The following is an 18717-nucleotide window of genomic DNA, read 5'->3' as shown; positions in this document are numbered from 1 at the left end:
CTATTGGCGCGGCGTGATGGCATGCCCGGAAAGGCCGGGTGCGCGGTACAGGACGAGGATCGTTCGATGCGTACGCGTATGACGGGCTCCGCGCTGACGGCCGGGAACCCGCCGGGTCGTTCCGCGGCCGGGGTGGTGCAGGCGGGGGTGGTGCAGGCGGGAGCCGATATCGTCGGGATCGAACCGCTCAAGACCTTTCGCAGCCGGTGGCCGGCGATCATCGGTGCGGTGCTGACGCTGGCGATGATCGCGGGGCTCGCGCGCGAGCTGTTCGCGCACGGGCTGGCCGGACTGTCGCGGTCGGTGCCGTCCGATCCGCGATTCTATCTGTGTTTCGCGCTGCTCTACATGTCGCCCCCGACGGGGGATTACGTGATCTTCCGCCGGTTGTGGGGGATCCCGGTCGCGGGGCTGGTCGCGCTGATCAAGAAGCGGATCGCGAACGAAGTGGTGTTCGGCTATTCGGGCGACGCCTATTTCTATGCCTGGGCGCGGGCGCGGGCACGGATGGTGGCGTCGCCGTTCGGCGCAGTGAAGGACGTGACGATCCTGTCGGCGATCGCGGGCAACGCGATCACGCTGGCGATGGTCGCGATCGCGCTGCCGCTGAGCCGCGACCTGTTGCCGCCCGACCTGTTCAAGACGGTGCTGGGGTCGGCGGCGATCACCTTTGCGATCTCGCTGCCGTTCCTGATCTTCTCGCGACGCGTCTTCTCGCTGCCGCGCGCGACCCTGTGGTGGGTGTTCATGATTCACTGCATCCGGCTGATGTGCGGATCGCTGCTGATCGCACTCGCTTGGCATTTCGCGCTGCCCGGCGTGTCGATCGCGATGTGGCTGTTTTTGGCCGCGGGGCGGCTGCTGGTGTCGCGGCTGCCGCTGGTGCCGAACAAGGACCTGCTGTTCGCCAATTTTGCGATCCTGTTGATCGGCCAGGACCAGGCGCTGTCCGAGCTCGTCGCGTTCACCGCGGCGCTGACGCTGCTCGTCCATGTCATTCTGATTGTCATATTCAGCGGGCATGCGATCGCGATGAGGACGCGTGCGTGAACCGATTGCTTGGGGCGGGGATGATGCTGGCGGGGCTGGTCGCGGGTGCCGCCCCGGCATGGGCCGGCGGCCGGGCGGCCTCTCAGGAGCCGATGCTCGGCAGCGACGCGCAGGCGTGCGAGCGCGACGAGGGGCCGGCGATCGCGGCGACGATCGTCGGACTGAAGGATCGCAAGGGCAATCTGAAGCTCGAACTCTATCCGCCCGACGAGGCCGATTTCCTGCGCGGCGACCGCGAGCTGATCGCGGCGGGCAAGACGTTTCGCCGCATCAGCGTGCCAGCCCCCGCCATCGGCCCGACCGCCTTGTGCATCCGCGTGCCGCACCCGGGCCGCTACGCGCTGCTGTTCACGCACGACCGTGACGGTCGGGCCAAGTTCAGTGTCTGGTCGGATGGCGCGGGGTTCGTGAAGGGCGACCGGCTCGGCCGATCGCGACCCAAGGTCGACCAGGCGATCGTCGAGGTCGGGCCCGGACTCACGCATGTCACGATCCGCGCGCAATATCTGCGCGGGCTCAGCGGGTTTGGCCCATTGGACGGCAAGTGAGGGGGCGGGCGGGCTGAGATGCGGATCGTCGACGTCAACGAATTCTACTCGCCGACCGGCGGTGGGGTGCGCACCTATATCGATCGGAAGATGGGGATCCTCGCCGATCTGGGGCACGAGCTGATCGTCGTCGCGCCGGGCCGTGAGGACCGTGTCGAGGAGCGGCCGGGCGGTGGACGGGTGATCTACCTCAAGTCGCCGGGGATGCCGTTCGACCGCAATTACGGCTTGTTCTGGGACCGTGCGGCGATTCACCGCGTGTTGGACGAGCTCGATCCGGACGTGGTCGAATGCTGTTCGCCGTGGCGGCCGGCCTGGTTCGTCGGCGACTGGACGGGGCCCGACGGGCAGCAGCGCGCGCTGAAATCCTTCTTCATGCACAACGACAATATCGCCGCCTATGCGCAGCGCTGGTTCGCAGGATTTGCGAGCCACGACCGGATCGAGCGCGCGTTCGGCTGGTACAGCCGGTACATGAACCGATTCCTGACGCGGTTCGATACGGTCGTCACCAACGGACCCGCGCTGGAGAAACGGTTGCGCGCGCGCGGGGTGCGGATCGACGCGGCGATGCCGCTGGGGATCGAGCGCGGCCATTTCTCGCCACGGCTGCGCGACGAGGCGCTGCGCGGCCGGCTGTTGCAGCAATGCGGGTTGCCGGCGGACGCGATGCTGCTGATCGGGCTTGGCCGGCATCACGGCGAGAAGCGCTGGCCGCTGGTCGTCGACGCGGTCGCGCGCGCGGGCACCGACTTGCCGATCGGGCTGATCCTGTTCGGCACGGGCAGCCAGAGCAAGGCGATCGCGCGGCGGATCGGCGGATCGCCGCATATCCGGATGTTCGCGCCGGTCTATGACCGCGAGCGGCTGGCCGCGATCATGGCGAGCTGCGACGCGCTGATCCACGGGTCGGAGGCCGAGCCGTTCGGGCTGGTCGCGTCGGAGGCGATGGCGTCGGGGCTGCCGCTGATCGTGCCCGATACGGGCGGGTGCGCGGAGATCGCGGACCGGCATGCCAGCGAGCTCTATACGGCGCGCGATGCGACCGCGGCGGCGGCGGCGATTGCGCGGCTGTTCGCGCGCGACCGTGGGATGCTCAGGCGCGCGGCGGTCGTGGCGTCGGCGCAGGTCCGCTCGGATCACGCGCATGCGGTGGAACTGGTGGATTATTATGCCGGGCTGATCGCGGCGCGACGGGGGCGGCTGGCGGCGTGACCGACAGCCGGAAGCGGGTGCCGGGGACGGCGACCGCTCCGGCTCCCGCCTTCTCGAGCGCGGCGTCGAGCCGGGAATCGCCCGCGGTCGCGGCGGATTCGCCACCGGTGAGGATGACAGTACCGGGGGCGAGGTGCAGGCGATCGCGCGCGACGAGGTGGAGCCGGGCCTCGGCGGCAGGGTCGAGCAGGGTGCGGCTGCGGAAGTAGAAGGGGCCGGCGGCGAAGCGGGGATCGGGCAGGCGGCCGGTGGCGGGCAGGATCTGCGGCGACAGCGTGACGATCGGGCCGGCGATCCGGCGCGCGTCGAGCGTCCGTCTCAGCGTGGCGGCTTCGTGCATGGCGGTGACGAGCGGGAGGCGGCCGGGCTCGACGAGTGCTGTGAGCGTCGGTGCGATGCCGAGCAGCGCGAAGACGGCCATGATCCGGGTGGTCGCGCGGGTCGGCGGTTGCGCGGTCCAGGCGGCGGCGAGCGCGACGAACAGCGGGGGGAGCATCGGCAGCAGATATTGCCGCCAGGTCGGCACCGGGAGCAGCGCGGCGACCAGCCCGGCGAGGACGAGCAGGTCGAGTAGGGTGACGCGACGACGACGGATCGCGGCACGCGCGACGAGGACGAGGGCGGGAAGCGCGGCGCCGAGCGCGAGGAACTTCAGCGAATCGAGCGCCTTGGCGGCAAGCGACAGCTTCCAGGGCCGTGCCGCGTAATATTCTGCGGGCGCCTGGGCGGGAAAATGCAGCGTGCCGAACAGGAAGCCTTCGGGCGACAGCGCGAAGGTCCAGCCGACGAACGCGACGACCGGGAGCGCGCCGAGCGCGACCAGCCAGACGCGGTGGCGGGGATGGGCCAGCGCGTAAAGGCCATAGGCGGCGGCGGGGAAGGCGTAGGAGATCTTTGCGGCGACCGCGGCGGCGAGCAGAAGGCCGATTGTCAGTGCGCCGGCGCGGGTCCGGTTGTCGCGGAGGATCAGGCAAAGCGCGGCGGCGAGGCAGGCGGCGGGGAGCGCATCGTTGCGCGCGGTGCCGATGCTGAACAGCAGGATGTCGGTGGTCGCGAACAAGGCGGCGCAGAGGCGTGCAGTGGCGGGGCCGGCACCAGTGCGGTGCGCGGCGGCGTGGACGAACGCGACGCTCGCGAGGCCGAGCAGCGCGTTGGTGAGGCGGAGCGCGGGCCAGGTCCAGGCGCCGGTTAGAACGGCGATGGGTGCGAGGAAGAAGGGCTGGAGCGGGGTCTGGAGATAGGCGAAGTCGCGGTAGGGGAGCAGGCCGTGCGCGGTGAGGACGGCCGCGGCGACATACTGGCTTTCGTCGTGGTCGACGGGGCGGAGGAGGGCGAGCGCGATGTAGAGCGCGGCTAAACCCCCTAGAAGAAGGATGTTCACCCGCGAAGGCGGGTGGCCAGTCTGGGCACCCGCCTTCGCGGGTGAACAGGGGTGGGGGGGGCTGGGCTCCATTACTTGGTCCCACCCCGGCAGGATTCTGTTCCACCCCGGCGGGATTTGGTTCCACCCCGGCGGAGGCCGGGGCCCAGTTGGGGGACGGTCATGGCTGAGGGTCGCGTTCCGTTACTCAGGCTTTCCCAACTGGGCCCCGGCCTTCGCCGGGGTGGTAGCGCCCGCTGAGATGGTAGCGCCCGCTGGGGTGGTAGTGCCTGCCGCGGTGGTAGCGTGCACTGGGGTGGGAGCTCCCGCCGGGGTGGTGGTGCCGACTGGGGTGATAGCGTCCGCCGGGGTGGTGCCGGGCGGGGCAAGGGTCAGGCTTTTACCGCGGTCAGGAAATAGTCGAGGCTGGTCGAATCGCTGAGCGTGAAGCCGGTCGCCGGCGAGAAGCCGAGGCCTTGCGTGTGGACGACGTGGAGGCCGGCGTCGCGCAGCAGTGCGGTCAGTTCTTCGGGGGTGAGGAACTTGTTCCAGTCGTGCGTGCCGCGCGGGATGCGGCCGGTGCCTTCCGCGATCGTGATCATCGCGAGCCGCGACAGCGGCGTGCGGTTGGGGGTCGACAGGATCAGCAGGCCGTTGTCGGCCAGCACGCGCGCGAGGCCGCGGACGAAGCCTGCAGGGTCGCTGACATGCTCGATCACCTCGAGGCTGGTGACGAGGTCGAACTGGCCGTCGAGCCCTTCGACGCCGCCTGCGCGATAGTCGATCGCGAGCCCGCTCTGCGCCGCATGTATTTCTGCCGCGGCGATATTTTCGGGCGCGGCGTCGATCCCGGTCACGCTGGCGCCGAGCCGCGCGAGCGGTTCGCAGAGCAGCCCCGCGCCGCAGCCGACGTCGAGCGCGGTCCGGCCGGCGAGCGGGGTGAAGCCCGTGCCGTCGCCGTGCCAGTGCGTGTCGACCCGGTCGCGGATGTAGCGCAGGCGAGGCGGATTGAGCTGGTGGAGCGGCGCTGACGAGCCCTTCGGGTTCCACCAGTCGGCCGCCATCGTGCCGAAATGCGCGGCCTCCCGGGGATCGATTGTTGCGCTTTCGTTGCGGTCACTTGCCAGTATCATGCGCGCTACCTATCAGGGCCGCCGCTTCGACCCAAAGGGATTTACGCTGCCCATGGCCCGTATCGTGATGAAATTCGGCGGGACGTCGATGGCCGGGATCGAACGTATCCGCAACGTCGCGGCGCGCGTGAAGCGCGAGGTCGATGCGGGCAACGAGGTCGCGGTCGTCGTCTCCGCAATGGCGGGCGAGACCGACCGGCTGGTCGGCTTCTGTCGCGAGGCGTCGTCGCTGTACGATGCGAAGGAATATGACGTCGTCGTCTCGGCTGGCGAACAGATCACGAGCGGGCTGCTCGCGATCGCGCTGCAGGCCGCGGGCTGCAAGGCGCGGTCGTGGCTGGGGTGGCAGCTGCCGATCAACACGTCGGACGCGCATGGCTCGGCCCGGATCGGCGAGATCGACACGGTCGCGCTCGATGCGAGTCTTGCGGACGGTGTCGTCGCGGTGATCCCGGGGTTCCAGGGCGTGGCGGACGGCCAGCGCGTCACCACGCTGGGGCGCGGCGGATCGGACACGTCGGCGGTCGCGATGGCGGCGGCGATGAAGGCCGATCGCTGCGACATCTATACCGATGTCGACGGCGTCTACACGACCGATCCAAGGATCGTGCCGCGGGCGCGCAAGCTCGGCAAGGTGACGTATGAGGAGATGCTGGAACTCGCCAGCGTCGGCGCCAAGGTGCTGCAGACGCGGTCGGTGGGCCTGGCAATGAAAGAGAATGTGCGCGTGCGCGTGCTGTCCTCGTTCGAGGATGGCGATACCAGTGACGGACACCGCGGCACGCTGATCGTGGGCGAAGAGGAAATCGACGATATGGAACGCCAGCTCATCACCGGCATCGCGCATGACAAGAACGAGGCGAAGATCACGCTGACCCAGGTCAGCGATCGCCCGGGATCGGTCGCGGCGATCTTCGCGCCGCTCGCCGATGCGGGGATCAACGTCGACATGATCGTCCAGAACGTCGCGCATTCGACCGGGTCGACCGACGTGACGTTCACCGTGCCCTCGGCGGATCTGGCGCGCACGCTCGACGTGCTCGACAAGGCGAAGGACGCGATCGGTTTCGCGAGCCTGGTCCACGACACGCGCGTCGCCAAGGTGTCGGTGGTCGGCGTCGGGATGCGCAGCCATGCGGGCGTCGCCTCGACGATGTTCACGACGCTCGGCGAACGCGGCATCAACATCCAGGCGATCGCGACGTCGGAGATCAAGGTCAGCGTGCTGATCGAAGAGGATTATACCGAGCTGGCGGTGCGCGTGCTGCATACCGCCTATGGGCTCGATGCCGAGGATGCGGCTTGACGGACACCGTCCGTTCGTTTCGAGCATTGTCGGGAAATATGTCACGGATACTGCGCGGGGTTTTGCGACTTCGCTCGACACGAACGGGAGTTTTGTAATGACCATCGGCAGCGACCGGCTTCAGCGCCGCATGGCGCGCGGCGCCGCATTCCTCGGGTCCGAGGTCGCGATCCTTGGCGGGGCGATGTCGTGGGTGAGCGAGCGCAATCTCGTCTCCGCGATTTCGAATGCGGGCGGGTTCGGGGTGATCGCGTGCGGGGCGATGACGCCCGCGTTGCTCGACGCCGAGATCGCCGCGACCCAGGCGATGACCGACAAGCCGTTCGGCGTGAACCTGATCACGATGCATCCCGACCTGGTCGAGCTGATCGCGGTGTGCACGCGTCACAAGGTCGGCCATGTCGTGCTGGCGGGCGGATTGCCGCCCAAGGGCAGCCTCGAGGCGATCAAGGCGGGGGGCGCCAAGGTCATCTGTTTCGCGCCGACGCTGGCGCTGGCCAAAAAGCTGATCCGCAGCGGCGTGGATGCGCTGGTGATCGAGGGCATGGAAGCCGGCGGGCATATCGGCCCGGTGTCGACGAGCGTGCTGGCGCAGGAGATGCTGCCCGAGATCGCCGAGCTGGTGCCGGTGTTCGTCGCGGGTGGGATCGGTCGCGGCGAGGCGATTGCGGGCTATCTCGACATGGGTGCGGCGGGCGTCCAGCTCGGCACGCGGTTCGTCTGCGGGACCGAATCGATCGCGCATGCCAATTTCAAGAAGGCGTTCATCCGCGCCTCGGCGCGCGATGCGATCGCCAGCGTCCAGCTCGACGCGCGGCTGCCGGTTATCCCGGTACGCGCGCTGAAGAATGCGGCGGGCGAGCTGTTCTCGGCCAAGCAGCGCGAGGTTGCGGGGCATCTCGACGAGGGGCGCGTGGCGATGGGCGAGGCGCAGTTGCAGATCGAGCATTACTGGGCAGGCGCGCTGCGCCGCGCGGTGGTCGACGGCGATGTCGAGCATGGGTCGGTGATGGCGGGCCAGTCGGTCGGCATGGTCACCAAGGAAGAGCCGGTCGCGGACATCATCGCCGAGCTGATGGCGCAGGCAGCGGCGGCGCTTGAGGCGCGTGCGGCCTGATCTTTCGCCGGCCTAACACGCTGCGATCGTGCCGTTCGTCGCATTAGAGTTGCAGTCGCGTACGCGTTTTATACCCTGTTAACCTTATCGCGGCAGGTCTGTCTCGGTCGGGGGACAGCGAGGACTTAAGTCGATGAAGCGTCAGTTTGCGATGATTGCGGTGACCGCAGCCCTGCTCGCCGGGTGCGCGCGGAAGCCGGTCGAGGTCGCGGCGCCGGCACCGGCGCCGGTCGCGCCGGTGCCGGTCGCGGCCCCGCTGCCCAAGGGTGCGTTTCCGGGGATGAAGATCCCCGCTGTGCTCGCCGACGGCACCTATCCGACGCCGAACCGCAACCTGACCGAATCCGCGAAGATCTGGCACCTGCGCGCCGCGCTGAACGTCGCGGCGCTGGCGTGCCGCGGACCCGACGAGGCGGTGATCGTCGCGGGCTACAACGCGATGCTCGCCGCGCAGAAGCCGGTGCTCGCCAAGGCCGAGGCGACCTATTCGGCGGAATATCGCGCGGGCGGCGGCGACTGGCAGGATCGCTACGACGATTCGATGACGCGGCTGTACAATTTCTTCTCGCAGTCGCCGTCGCGCGATGCGTTCTGCGAAGCGGCAGGGCGCGTGCTCGCGGAGGGCGCGAGCGTGCCGGGGCCGATGCTGGCGAGCTTTGCCGCGACGCGGCTGCCGATGCTCGAGCAGCCCTTTACCGATTTCTACGGTGCGTTCGACGCCTGGCGCGGCACCGCGGTGCGACCGCTTCCGGCACAGCGCGTGATCTTTGCGAGCAACGGTGCGGTTCCGGTCGGCGGTTCCGGCGTGGCACCGCTGCCGTCCGCCGCGCCCGCCACGCCGGGATTGCAGGCGCAGCTCCGGCCCGTCACGCAGCCGCCGCTTCCCGTCGTGCCGCGTCCGCAGCTGCAAGTCGATCCGGGCGCCCTGCAATAAGACGAGGCGTATCCGCCTGCGCCGGTGCGAAACCGCGGGCCGGGCGACGCGAATGCTTTCTTCGCGGCGATGCTTGGGTTAACAGCCCCCGGAATGGCTGACGCAGAGCAGGATCAACCGGCGGGAGGGCGCTTTGCGGGGCGCGAGCACCGGTTCGCGCTGCGCGTGTACTTCGAGGACACCGACCTGTCGGGCGTCGTCTATCATGCCAATTATCTACGCTACATGGAGCGCGCGCGGTCGGACATGCTGCGCGTCGGCGGGATCGACCAGCGCGCTGCGTTCGAGGCGGGCGAGGGCTCCTATGCGATTGCGAGCCTCGCCATCCGCTATGCCGCGCCCGCGCGGCTCGACGATGCGCTGGTGATCGTCTCACGGATCACGCAGGTCCGCGCGGCCAGCGTCGCCATTCATCAACGAGTCATGTGCGGCGGGCTTGTCTTGGCCGAGGCGGACGTGGTGGCGGCGCTGATCGCCCCCAACGGCCGGCCGCGTCGCCAGCCGCGCGCATGGACTGACATCTACGAACGCCTTGTCTGGCAGGGGGAAGCATGAATCCGGTTCTGACTATGGATAGCGCGACATTGTCGCCGATCCACTTGTTCCTACAGGCCGATCTGGTCGTGAAGGGCGTGATGATCGGGCTGCTGCTCGCCAGCGTCTGGACCTGGGCGCTGATCGTCGCGTTCTGGCGGCGGCTGGGCAAGACGCGCAAGGGGCTGGTGCGGTTCGAGCGCGACTTCTGGAAGGCCGAGGACATCGACGTGTTCTACAAGGCCGAGAGCGAGACCGACCTGCCATCGGCGCGCGTGTTCGCGGCCGGGGTGACCGAGTGGCGGCGGTCGACCGCGGGCGGCACGATCGACAAGGCCGGGACGCGCGAGCGGCTCGCCACGACGATGGGTGCGGCGGTCGCGCACGAGATCGACACGCTGTCGGACCGGCTGAACGTGCTGGCGACGGTCGGGTCGGTCGCGCCGTTCGTCGGGCTGTTCGGCACCGTCTGGGGCATCATGCGCAGCTTCACGAGCATCGCGGCGGCGCAGAACACCTCGCTCGCCGTCGTCGCGCCGGGGATCGCGGAAGCGCTGTTCGCGACCGCGATCGGCCTGTTCGCGGCCATCCCGGCGGTGATCGCGTACAACCGCTTCAGCCACGGCATCAACCGGATCGAGGCGAGCCTTAACCGCTTCGCCGACGGCTTCCACGCGACGCTGTCGCGGCAGCTGGACGGCGCGCGATGAGCGGCCGGCCGGTGCTGTGCACGGGAGGCGCGTAGATGGCGATGAACCTTCCTTCGGGTCGCGGTCGCGGACGGCGCGCGCCGATGGCGGACATCAACGTCACGCCGATGGTCGACGTGATGCTGGTGCTGCTGATCATCTTCATGGTGACCGCACCGCTGATGACCGCAGGCGTGCCGGTGAACCTGCCCGATGCGCGCGCCAAGGCGCTGGACCAGGAGCAGAAACCCGTCGAGATCTCGATGGATGCGACCGGCGCGGTGTTCATCGACCAGGACCAGATCGGCGAGGACGCGCTGCCGGTGCGGCTCGCCTCGATCGCGGCGAGCCGGGCGGTCGGCAACGAGCCGCAGGTACTGCTGCGCGCGGACCGCAAGCTCGATTACGGCCGGGTGATGCGCGTGATGGGCGAGCTCAACCGCGCCGGGCTGAACCGCGTCGCGCTGGTGACGGTCGAGGGCACACCCAACTGATGTCGCGGCGGTGATGGGCCCTTGGTGATGGATCGCTCCGAAAAGATCGGGTTCGGCGTCGCGCTGGTCGGGCATGTCGTGCTGTTCGCGCTGTTGTCGGTCGGGTTTCTCGACACGCCCGAGCCGCCCAAGATTGTCCAGCAGCCGATCGACATCAGCCTGGTGCCCGACGTGGCGCTCGAGGCGACCGCGCCGCAATCGGCGGAGACGCCCGCCGAATCGGTCGCGCCCGACGAGGGCACGCCCGAGGATGCGGCACCGCCCGCGCCGCAGGAGGCCGAGCCCGAGCCGCAGCCGGATCCGGTGCCGCCTGCGCCGCAGCCGGCCCCACCCAAGCCTGCGCCCAAGCCTGCCCCGGCGAAACCGGCGCCCAAGCCCGAGCCGAAGCCCGAGCCCAAGCCGGTGGCCAAGCCCAGGCCCGCGCCGCCGAAGCCGGTGGCGAAGCCTGCGCCAGTCCCGAAGCCGGTGGCAAAGCCTGCGCCCGCCAAGCCGAGCCCGGCGAAATCCAAGCCTGCGCCCGCGAAACCGGCGGCCAAGCCATCGCCTGCCAAGGCGGCACCGGCGAAGAGCGCGGCCAAGTCGAGCGCGGCGCCCGCCAAGAGTGCGGCGTCCTCGGCAAAGCCCGCCAAGCCGTCCGCGACCAAGGGCAGCGGATCGACTGCGGACGCGAAGGCGGCGCGGCCGCGGGGCTCGCGGCTGGGCGACAACTTCCTGAAGGGCCTGTCGGCGGATCCGTCGCCGAGCAAGTCGGAAGCGCCCAAGGCGGCCAAGCTGGGTGCGCAGGCGGCGGCCAATATCGGCTTGGCGATCCTGCGACAGGTGCAGCCCTGCGCGAACCGGCAGGTTACGCCGGGACCGGGCGCGGAGCGGATCCGCGTGACGATCAACCTGAAGCTCAACCGCGACGGGACGCTGAAGTCGCGGCCGACGATCACCGGGCATGCGGGCGTCGACGACGAGAACAGGCGCTATGTCGACCGCGTCGACGATCTCGCGATCGCGACCTTCACGGGGTGTTCGCCGCTGCGCGGTTTGCCCGACGACCTGTATGACGTGCAGAATGGCTGGAGCAATTTCAGCCTGCGTTACAAGCTTCCCGGATGAGGATGTCCGTTATGTTCCGATCGCTGTCCCCCCGCCGGCCCGCCATGATCTCCAGCCTCCTCCCCGGCGAAGCCCGGGGCCCAGGTGGCGAGGTTTTCGTGACGGCGCGCACCGTGCTTGCAGCAGCGTCTCCCAGCTGGGCCCCGGCCTTCGCCGGGGTGGGGTCTGGGGTGAGGGCGGTGCTTGCTTCGGTCGGGCTGATGGCACTCGTTGCCGGCGGTGCGGCCAGTGCGCAGGATGCGCCGGCGCCCGTTCCGCAGGCGGGCACGCCGGCGGCGGCGGAGGATCAGTCCGGCGGGCTGGTGGTCGACGTGACGGGCGGGATCTCCGCGCCGATGCCGATCGCGGTGCCGGTGATGCCGACGTCCGCGGTCGTGTCGACGCCGGCGGGGTCGACCGACGTGCTCGGCCGGCAGCTGGCCGATATCGTCACCAACGACCTGCGCAATTCGGGTCTGTTCACGCCGCTCGCCCCCGGGCAGCTGCGCGCGATCGGCTTTCCCGAGGTCACCGCGCCGGGGTTCGACTACTGGGGCAGCACGGGTGCGCAGGCGCTGGTGCAGGGCTTCATCCGCGCGAATGGCGACGGGAACCTGACGGTCGGCTGCTATCTGTACGACGTGTCGTCGCGCGCCGAGCTGACGCGGCAGGGGTTCGTCGTGCCGCCGTCCGACTGGCGGCGTGCCGGGCATAAATGCGCGGACATGGTCTATACGCGACTGACCGGCGAGGGCGCCTATTTCGACAGCCGCGTCGTCTATGTCTCGGAAACCGGACCCAAAAACCGGCGGATCAAGCGGCTGGCGATCATGGACCAGGATGGTGCCAACCACCGCTTCCTGACCAACGGCCAGTCGATCGTGCTGACGCCGCGGTTCGCGCCGAATCAGCAGTCGATCGTGTATATGAGCTATGTGAACAACCGGCCGGCGATCTATGTCTATGACATCGGCACCGGGCGGCAGCGGCTGGTGGTGCAGAATGCCAGCCTGACCTTTGCGCCGCGCTTCTCGCCCGATGGCCGCAACATCCTGTTCTCGATGGCGCAGGGCGGCAATACCGACGTGTACCGCGTGTCGAGCCAGGGCGGCGCGCCGCAGCGGCTGACCAATTCGCCGGGGATCGACACGGGCGGAAGCTATTCGCCCGACGGATCGAAAATCGTGTTCGAGAGCGACCGGTCGGGCGGGCAGCAGATCTATGTCATGAACGCCGACGGATCGAACCAGCAGCGGATCAGCTTTGGCGGCGGGCGCTATGCGACGCCGGTGTGGAGCCCGCGCGGCGACCTGATCGCGTTCACCAAGCTCGGCGGCGGGTTCCGGATCGGGATCATGAGCCCGAGCGGCGGGGGCGAGAAGCTGCTGACCAACGACTGGCAGGACGAGGGGCCGAGCTGGTCGCCGAACGGCCGCGTTATCAACTTCTTCCGCTCGGGACGCGGTGGCGGGGGCAAGGCGGACCTGTGGTCCGTCGACCTGACGGGCGTCAACGAGCGCAAGATTCCGACCCCGCTCGACGGGTCGGATCCAGCCTGGGGCCCGCTGCGGCCCTAGACCGATTATGTAATCTATGTTGGAATATGTTCCGACCACGGGAGAAGATGTGATGGCCAAGTTTACGACAACGCTGCTGTGCGCGACCGCGCTGATCGCCGTCGCGGGCTGCGCCAAGAAGCGCCCCGAGACCCTGCCGCCCGCCCCCGTCGATTCGTCGGCGGGCGTCGACCCGACCGGCGGGCTGGCCAATGGCGGCGCGAACGGCGCGATCGTGCCCGGGTCGGACGCCGATTTCCGTCGCTCGGTGCAGAGCAACACGGTCAATTTCGCGCTCGACATGTACGATATCGATCCGACCGCGCGCGCGATCCTCGACAGCCAGGCCGAATGGCTGGCGCGCAACCCCAATGTCCGGATCACGATCGAGGGGCATTGCGACGAGCGCGGCACGCGCGAGTATAACCTGGCGCTGGGCGACCGACGGGCCAATTCGGCGAAGAACTATCTGGCGGCACGCGGTGTGTCGGCGTCGCGGATGACGACGATCAGCTATGGGTCGGAGCGGCCGGTGGCGCAGGGGTCGGACGATGCGGCCTGGGCGGAGAATCGCCGGGCGGTCACGATTGTGCTGAACTGAGGGCCGGGGGCGCGCTCGTGACGAGCCTTGCCCCGTCCTTCGTCATCCCCGCGGAGGCGGGGATCCAGATGGGCTGACGGTCGGGTCTAGTCGCGAGGGTAGCCGGTCTGGGTTCCCGCCTTCGCGGGAATGACGGCGGGGGCTTGGGGGTCGTGTCTCGAGCTTCGTGCCCTCACCCTCCCACTGCTGTGCAGTGGGCCCCTCCCTCTCCCCCGAGGGGAGAGGGGTTTCAGGTCAGGGCTTTGTCTAGGAGCTTTGCCAGGCGGAGGCCGCCTTTGCGGACTTCTTCGCGGGAGACGGGGGCGATGCGGGCGATCGTGGCTTCGTCGAGCTTCACGCGCGGGGGGACGGGGGCGCAGGCGTCGCCGCCCAGCGCCGACGCATAGGTGACGTCGTGCGCGACCTGCCAGCTTTCGCGGCTCCAGTCGGCGACGGTGCCGGCCGCGATGCGCGCGCGTTCGGCGGCGGGGTAGCGGCGGACGAGCGAGGGGGGCGCGGAGATCGCGCGCTCGGCGAGCGTGCCGTCCCAGACCGAGTGGAGGTTGAGCCGGGCAGGGGCGTAGATGCCGTAATCGGTCTTCACGTCGTTGCCGCCCTTGTCGTGGCGATCGCCCGCGTGGAGCGGCTGATGCAGGTCGCCGACGAAGTGGATGAGGAAGGCGAGCGCCTGGACGCGATCGTGCGGCGACGTCTTGCGGTCGCGGAGCAAAGTCACGTCGCGGTCGATCTGCGCGGAGACGCAGTCGCCGTCCTTGCAGGCAGGGGTGAGGTCGAACGGCGCGCAGACGTCGACATTCTGGTAATGCCAGCTGTACGCAAAGCCGAAGCGCGACTTGCCGTCGGCGGTCTTGAGCGGCTTTATGCAATCCGCCCAGACACTTGCCTCTTCGATCGTGCCGGCCGGGCATTCGGGGGTGTCGAGCAGCGCCTGCTGCGCGAGGAGGCGGCGGATCGCGACCTTCGTGCGCGGCGCGACATTGGCATAGGCGATCTGCGCGACCGTCTCGTGCCCATATTCCCAATAGGCGGTGGCGGGGGCGGCGGTCAGCGCGGTCGCGGCGAGCAGGCCGAGCGCGGTCAGGGGCTTGCGAATCATGGCTGCTCACTAGCGTAGATGGCGACGCTGCGCGCGCCCTTTGCGGATGCGGTGCCGCGGTACATGCCCGGCGTGGTGAACGACCAGGCCATGCCGCCATCGGGGGCGACGACGATCGCGCCGCCGGTGCCGCCGAGCGCGCGGACTTCGGCGAGGACCGCCTCGGTCGCGGTCTGGAGCGGTTCGCCGGTCAGGCGGACGCGCGCGGCGATCTCATGCCCGACGCCGACGCGCAGGAAGAATTCGCCCGAGCCGGTGCACGACACCGCGCAGGCACGATCGTCGGCAAAGGTGCCCGCACCGATGACGGGCGAATCGCCGATCCGGCCCCAGCGCTTGCCGGTGACGCCGCCGGTCGAGGTGGCGGCGGCGACATGGCCGTGCGTGTCGCAGGCGACCGCGCCGACGGTGCCGTATTTCATGTCGACGTCGAACATGTCGCCGCTCGCCTGAAGCTCGGCGAACTGGCGGCGGCGTTCGTCGGTGGCGAACCAGTCCTGCCCCGCCTGTTCGAGGCCGTGTTCGCGCGAAAACGCGTCCGCGCCGGCACTTGCGAGGAAGACGTGGCGGCCGTCGTCGAGGATCGCGCGGGCGAGGCCGACCGGGCTGCGCGTCGCGGTGGCGGCGGCGACGGCGCCCGCGGCGCGCGTACGGCCGTCCATGATCGCGGCGTCGAGCTCGATCCCGCCGTCATGCGTGAAGACCGCGCCGCGGCCCGAATTGAAGTGCGGATCATCCTCGAGCACGCGGACCGCGGCCTCGACCGCGTCGAGCGCGGTGCCGCCGCCCGCGAGCACCGCGGCGCCGGCGTCGAGTGCGCGCGACAGGCCGGCGCGCGCGCCCGAATCCTGCTCGGCGGAGAGCATTTCTCGGTCGAGCTTGCCCGCGCCGCCGTGGATGACGAGGGTCCAGTTGGGTTGGGGCATGGGGGCTTTCACAAGGTTGGCGGGGTGGGACGAAGGTGGAGACGCAGCCCGATCAGCGGGCGCAAGGGCGCGATTCTGCGGCCGATCCGGTAGAAGGCGAAGCAGCCGGCGACGGTCGCGACCAGCAGTAGCGTGAACTCCGCCCAGCCGGGAAGGCTGGCGGGGAGCAGCGCGTACATGACGAGGACGATGAGCGTCTGGTGGATCAGGTAGAAGGGGAACACCGCCTCGGTCAGCATCGGCCGCCAGCGATGGTCGCGGTTGAGATGGCGTTCGGCGAGCCCGATCAGCGCGACGATTCCGCCCCATTGTTCAAGCGCATGTGCGATGCCGTAGGCGGTATAGAGCCAGTGCGGCTTCGCAACCGCGGCGGGCCAGCCGAGCTCTATGCCGAGGATCGTCGCATAGCCGAGCAGCGCGAGCCCGGCGCCGACCTTCCACAGCCGCGCGATCGCGGCGATCGCGGGTTCGGAGCGCGCGAGACCGAAGCCGAACAGGAAGGCGGGGAAATAGGTGATGTGCGCGATCCAGTCGCCGAGCAGCGCCTGGCTCTCGGCCGCCATCTGGAACCACCAGCCATGGACGAAGATGAGCCAGGCGAGCGGCAGGAGCAGCACCAACCAGCCGCCGAAGACGCGGTCGAAGAGCCGCTGCGCGCCGCGGCTGCGGACATTCTGGTGGCTGCGCAGGCTTCGCGGGCCCCGGACCAGCGCGACGCCGAGCGTCAGGACTGCGGTGTAGACAAAGAGATAGACGACGAACCAGAGGTGGTTCCAGGCGGGCAGCCACAGGCCGTCGAGCGGGGCGAAGCGGAAGGCGTCGTGCGTCCAGAAGGTCCAGTAGCTGCCCGTATAGCCGTGCCGGGTGACGAGCTCGACCCAGGGTTGCGGGGGGACGATGACGAGGATGCCGAAGGCGAGCGGTACGAGCAGCCGGTAGCAGCGCGTCGCGAAGAAGCGGACCGGGCCGCTCGACCGGCGGAGCAGCGCGCGGCTGGCATAGCCCGACACGACGAACAGCAAAGTCAGCCGCCACGCATTGGTGGCGAGCATCGGCAGCCGGACCCAGTCCTCGACATGCGCCGATTTCACGTGGAAGTTCCACGGCACGAAGACCATCGCGATATGGTAAAGGATCAGCAGGGCGAAGGCGCCGATCCGCAGCCAGTCCATGCCGTAATGCCGGGTCATCGCAGCGCCCTAGGCGGCGGGTGACGGGGCTGCAAGCACGCGCTGCCCCGTCACGCCGGCGCGGGCCCGCCCGGCCCGGCCCGGTCAGGCGGCGATGCGGGGGACGCCGAGGAAGTCGCGTTTCCCGAGCGGGACGCCCTGCGCGCGCAGGATCGCGTAGGCGATGCTGGCGTGGAAGTAGAAATTGGGCTGCGAGAAGGACAACAGGAAGTTGGCGCCGGTGAAGGGCATGACATAGCTGCCGAATTCGAACTTCGTCGCGGCGGTGGCGAGCGTGTCGAATTCGGCCGGGTCATAGGACTGGAGCGTCGCGATCGCGCCCTGGACCGCGGCGTGGAGCCCGGCGAAGTCGGTTGGCCAGGCACTGCGGTCGGGGGAGAATACGCCGTCGCGGACGCCCTGCACGCCGCCCGCCGAGTGCGCGACGCACGATTTCACCTGATAGCCGAAGGGGAGCATGTCGTCGGCGAGCCTTGCGTCGATCAGCGTGGCGGGGTCGATCCCGCGCTCGGTGGCGAAGCCTTCCGCCTTGTCGAGCAGCGCGTCGAGCGCGCGCAGGACCTGGAGATTGGAGGGGATCGTCGCATCGTAGAGGGACAGGGTCATCGATCGGGCTCCGCTGAGATGCGGCAACCTATGGCCGTGCGGCGGCATGTGCCAGCGTTGTTTCGCTCGCCGCGTCCAGCCGCTATATACGGCGGTGAACCCACGAGGAATCTTCATGTCCCTTCGTCCCTGGCGCGATATCACCCGCCGTACGAGCCGCCAGATCATGGTCGGCAACGTCCCCGTCGGCGGCGATGCGCCCGTCACCGTGCAGACGATGACCAACACGCCGACCGACGACATCAAGGCGACGGTCGACCAGATCCGCCGATGCGAAGAGGCGGGCGTCGACATCATCCGCGTCAGCTGCCCCGATGTCGAATCGACTAGCGCGCTGAAACAGATCGTCCGCGCGAGCCGCGTGCCGATCGTCGCGGATATCCATTTCCACTATAAGCGCGCGCTCGAGGCGGCGGATGCGGGCGCGGCGTGCCTGCGGATCAATCCGGGCAATATCGGCTCGGCGAGCCGCGTGAAGGAGGTCGTCGACGCGGCGAAATCCAATGGCTGCGCGATCCGGATCGGCGTGAACGGCGGGAGCCTCGAGCGGCATCTGCTCGAGAAATATGGCGAGCCGTGCCCCGATGCGCTGGTCGAATCGGCGCTCGATCACATCAAGTTGCTGCAGGACCATGATTTCCACGAGTTCAAGGTCGCGGTGAAGGCGTCCGACCTGTTCCTGGCGGTCGCGGCCTATCAGCAGCTCGCCGAACAGGTCGACTGCCCGCTGCATCTCGGCATCACCGAGGCGGGCGGGTTCGTCGGCGGCACGGTCAAGTCGGCGATCGGGATGGGCAGCCTGCTCTGGTACGGGATCGGCGACACGATCCGCGTCTCGCTGTCGGCCGAGCCCGAGGAGGAAGTGCGCGTCGGGTTCGAGATCCTGAAGGCGCTGGGCATCCGCAACCGCGGCGTGCGCGTCGTGTCGTGCCCGAGCTGTGCGCGGCAGGGGTTCGACGTGATCCGCACCGTCCAGGCGCTGGAGGAGCGATTGCAGCATATCCGCACGCCGATGTCGCTCAGCGTGCTCGGCTGCGTCGTGAACGGGCCGGGCGAGGCGCGCGAGACCGATATCGGGATCACCGGCGGCGGCAACGGCAAGCACATGGTGTATCTGTCGGGGGTCACCGACCATCATGTCCAGGACGCGGACATGGTGAACCACATCGTCAAGCTGGTCGAGGCCAAGGCGGCGGAGATCGAGGCGGCGGATGCGGCGGTCGCGGCGCTGGTGCCGGAGATGGCGGCGGAATAGGTCCGGTGCTATGCGTCGGGTACT

19 protein-coding genes are annotated in these 18717 nt (G+C 69.2%); 13 read left to right on the top strand and 6 right to left on the bottom strand.

Annotated features, from left to right (window positions below; translation table 11 throughout):
* Positions 1–66: 66 nt before the first annotated feature.
* Genes GV027_RS12270 through GV027_RS12260 form a run of 3 tightly spaced genes read left to right on the top strand, consistent with a single transcriptional unit; the run spans position 67 to position 2813 of the window.
* Entirely contained in the window at positions 67–1050 is a 984-nt protein-coding gene (locus GV027_RS12270) for a hypothetical protein (protein WP_236559197.1), read from the top strand.
* 20 nt (positions 1051–1070) lie between these two features.
* Entirely contained in the window at positions 1071–1598 is a 528-nt protein-coding gene (locus tag GV027_RS12265; RefSeq protein ID WP_159512886.1) for a DUF2141 domain-containing protein, read from the top strand.
* Positions 1599–1616: 18 nt separating this feature from the next.
* Complete coding sequence (locus GV027_RS12260; protein ID WP_159512042.1) at positions 1617–2813, top strand: glycosyltransferase; 1197 nt, start codon at positions 1617–1619, stop codon at positions 2811–2813.
* Here GV027_RS12260 and GV027_RS12255 read toward each other — a convergent pair.
* Positions 2695–4194 carry a DUF2029 domain-containing protein gene (locus GV027_RS12255; protein WP_201302618.1) on the bottom strand — a complete coding sequence of 500 codons (1500 nt, stop codon included), beginning with the start codon at positions 4192–4194 and terminating at the stop codon, positions 2695–2697. The two genes, GV027_RS12260 and GV027_RS12255, sit on opposite strands and share 119 nt — an antisense overlap.
* 371 nt (positions 4195–4565) lie before the next feature.
* On the bottom strand, positions 4566–5306 hold the full coding sequence (ubiG, locus tag GV027_RS12250; protein ID WP_084215257.1) for a bifunctional 2-polyprenyl-6-hydroxyphenol methylase/3-demethylubiquinol 3-O-methyltransferase UbiG: 741 nt from the start codon (positions 5304–5306) through the stop codon (positions 4566–4568).
* 52 nt (positions 5307–5358) lie between these two features.
* Here ubiG and GV027_RS12245 point away from each other — a divergent pair, with 52 nt between their 5' ends.
* From GV027_RS12245 to pal, 9 genes are all read left to right on the top strand, one after another.
* A complete protein-coding gene (locus GV027_RS12245) occupies positions 5359–6612 on the top strand; it encodes an aspartate kinase (protein ID WP_107931452.1) in 1254 nt (417 codons plus the stop codon).
* A 97-nt stretch (positions 6613–6709) separates the two neighbouring features.
* Entirely contained in the window at positions 6710–7729 is a 1020-nt protein-coding gene (locus GV027_RS12240) for an NAD(P)H-dependent flavin oxidoreductase (protein WP_031440024.1), read from the top strand.
* A gap of 133 nt (positions 7730–7862) precedes the next feature.
* A complete protein-coding gene (locus GV027_RS12235) occupies positions 7863–8663 on the top strand; it encodes a hypothetical protein (protein ID WP_159512041.1) in 801 nt (266 codons plus the stop codon).
* Between the two features lie 93 nt (positions 8664–8756).
* Entirely contained in the window at positions 8757–9218 is a 462-nt protein-coding gene (locus tag GV027_RS12230; protein ID WP_031440026.1) for a YbgC/FadM family acyl-CoA thioesterase, read from the top strand.
* Positions 9215–9907 carry a protein TolQ gene (gene tolQ, locus GV027_RS12225; protein ID WP_031440027.1) on the top strand — a complete coding sequence of 231 codons (693 nt, stop codon included), beginning with the start codon at positions 9215–9217 and terminating at the stop codon, positions 9905–9907. The genes GV027_RS12230 and tolQ overlap by 4 nt, the downstream gene beginning before the upstream one ends.
* Before the next feature lie 35 nt (positions 9908–9942).
* Entirely contained in the window at positions 9943–10380 is a 438-nt protein-coding gene (tolR, locus tag GV027_RS12220; protein WP_037531582.1) for a protein TolR, read from the top strand.
* 27 nt (positions 10381–10407) lie between these two features.
* On the top strand, positions 10408–11484 hold the full coding sequence (locus GV027_RS12215; RefSeq protein ID WP_159512885.1) for a cell envelope biogenesis protein TolA: 1077 nt from the start codon (positions 10408–10410) through the stop codon (positions 11482–11484).
* A 200-nt stretch (positions 11485–11684) separates the two neighbouring features.
* Positions 11685–13040 carry a Tol-Pal system beta propeller repeat protein TolB gene (gene tolB, locus GV027_RS12210; protein WP_159512884.1) on the top strand — a complete coding sequence of 452 codons (1356 nt, stop codon included), beginning with the start codon at positions 11685–11687 and terminating at the stop codon, positions 13038–13040.
* A gap of 52 nt (positions 13041–13092) precedes the next feature.
* The gene (gene pal, locus GV027_RS12205) at positions 13093–13620 is read left to right on the top strand and encodes a peptidoglycan-associated lipoprotein Pal (protein WP_031395926.1); all 528 of its coding nucleotides are present in this window, start codon (positions 13093–13095) and stop codon (positions 13618–13620) included.
* Positions 13621–13849: 229 nt separating this feature from the next.
* Here the strand turns inward: pal and GV027_RS12200 are convergent, their stop codons facing one another.
* From GV027_RS12200 to GV027_RS12185, 4 genes are all read right to left on the bottom strand, one after another.
* Positions 13850–14716, bottom strand: a complete 867-nt coding sequence (locus tag GV027_RS12200) for a S1/P1 nuclease (protein WP_159512040.1) — start codon at positions 14714–14716, stop codon at positions 13850–13852.
* Positions 14713–15642 (bottom strand): isoaspartyl peptidase/L-asparaginase family protein, encoded by a 930-nt coding sequence (locus GV027_RS12195; RefSeq protein WP_159512039.1) that lies wholly within the window; start codon positions 15640–15642, stop codon positions 14713–14715. Before GV027_RS12195 ends, GV027_RS12200 begins: the two co-directional genes overlap by 4 nt.
* An 8-nt stretch (positions 15643–15650) precedes the next feature.
* Entirely contained in the window at positions 15651–16832 is a 1182-nt protein-coding gene (locus GV027_RS12190; RefSeq protein WP_159512038.1) for an acyltransferase family protein, read from the bottom strand.
* Positions 16833–16916: 84 nt separating this feature from the next.
* Positions 16917–17438, bottom strand: coding sequence for a DUF1993 domain-containing protein (locus tag GV027_RS12185; protein ID WP_159512037.1), 522 nt, complete (start codon positions 17436–17438; stop codon positions 16917–16919).
* A 115-nt stretch (positions 17439–17553) separates the two neighbouring features.
* Between GV027_RS12185 and ispG the strand changes: the two genes are divergently transcribed.
* Entirely contained in the window at positions 17554–18693 is a 1140-nt protein-coding gene (ispG, locus tag GV027_RS12180; protein ID WP_031440350.1) for a flavodoxin-dependent (E)-4-hydroxy-3-methylbut-2-enyl-diphosphate synthase, read from the top strand.
* Positions 18694–18717 lie beyond the last annotated feature (24 nt).

This window comes from Sphingomonas sp. T1, assembly GCF_902506585.1.
Lineage (GTDB): Bacteria > Pseudomonadota > Alphaproteobacteria > Sphingomonadales > Sphingomonadaceae > Sphingomonas > Sphingomonas aerolata.
The sequence above is the reverse complement of the archived record's forward strand: the minus strand, read 5'-3'. Positions and strand labels throughout refer to the sequence as shown.

Excerpts from the sequence above, each read along its gene's own strand:
- GV027_RS12270 (WP_236559197.1), top strand. The coding sequence starts at position 67 with ATGCGTACGCGTATGACGGGCTCCGCGCTGACGGCCGGGAACCCGCCG.
- GV027_RS12265 (WP_159512886.1), top strand. The coding sequence starts at position 1,071 with ATGATGCTGGCGGGGCTGGTCGCGGGTGCCGCCCCGGCATGGGCCGGC.
- GV027_RS12260 (WP_159512042.1), top strand. The coding sequence starts at position 1,617 with ATGCGGATCGTCGACGTCAACGAATTCTACTCGCCGACCGGCGGTGGG.
- ubiG (WP_084215257.1), bottom strand. The coding sequence starts at position 5,306 with ATGATACTGGCAAGTGACCGCAACGAAAGCGCAACAATCGATCCCCGG.
- GV027_RS12245 (WP_107931452.1), top strand. The coding sequence starts at position 5,359 with ATGGCCCGTATCGTGATGAAATTCGGCGGGACGTCGATGGCCGGGATC.
- GV027_RS12240 (WP_031440024.1), top strand. The coding sequence starts at position 6,710 with ATGACCATCGGCAGCGACCGGCTTCAGCGCCGCATGGCGCGCGGCGCC.
- GV027_RS12235 (WP_159512041.1), top strand. The coding sequence starts at position 7,863 with ATGAAGCGTCAGTTTGCGATGATTGCGGTGACCGCAGCCCTGCTCGCC.
- GV027_RS12230 (WP_031440026.1), top strand. The coding sequence starts at position 8,757 with ATGGCTGACGCAGAGCAGGATCAACCGGCGGGAGGGCGCTTTGCGGGG.
- tolQ (WP_031440027.1), top strand. The coding sequence starts at position 9,215 with ATGAATCCGGTTCTGACTATGGATAGCGCGACATTGTCGCCGATCCAC.
- tolR (WP_037531582.1), top strand. The coding sequence starts at position 9,943 with ATGGCGATGAACCTTCCTTCGGGTCGCGGTCGCGGACGGCGCGCGCCG.
- GV027_RS12215 (WP_159512885.1), top strand. The coding sequence starts at position 10,408 with ATGGATCGCTCCGAAAAGATCGGGTTCGGCGTCGCGCTGGTCGGGCAT.
- tolB (WP_159512884.1), top strand. The coding sequence starts at position 11,685 with ATGGCACTCGTTGCCGGCGGTGCGGCCAGTGCGCAGGATGCGCCGGCG.
- pal (WP_031395926.1), top strand. The coding sequence starts at position 13,093 with ATGGCCAAGTTTACGACAACGCTGCTGTGCGCGACCGCGCTGATCGCC.
- GV027_RS12200 (WP_159512040.1), bottom strand. The coding sequence starts at position 14,716 with ATGATTCGCAAGCCCCTGACCGCGCTCGGCCTGCTCGCCGCGACCGCG.
- GV027_RS12195 (WP_159512039.1), bottom strand. The coding sequence starts at position 15,642 with ATGCCCCAACCCAACTGGACCCTCGTCATCCACGGCGGCGCGGGCAAG.
- GV027_RS12190 (WP_159512038.1), bottom strand. The coding sequence starts at position 16,832 with ATGACCCGGCATTACGGCATGGACTGGCTGCGGATCGGCGCCTTCGCC.
- GV027_RS12185 (WP_159512037.1), bottom strand. The coding sequence starts at position 17,438 with ATGACCCTGTCCCTCTACGATGCGACGATCCCCTCCAATCTCCAGGTC.
- ispG (WP_031440350.1), top strand. The coding sequence starts at position 17,554 with ATGTCCCTTCGTCCCTGGCGCGATATCACCCGCCGTACGAGCCGCCAG.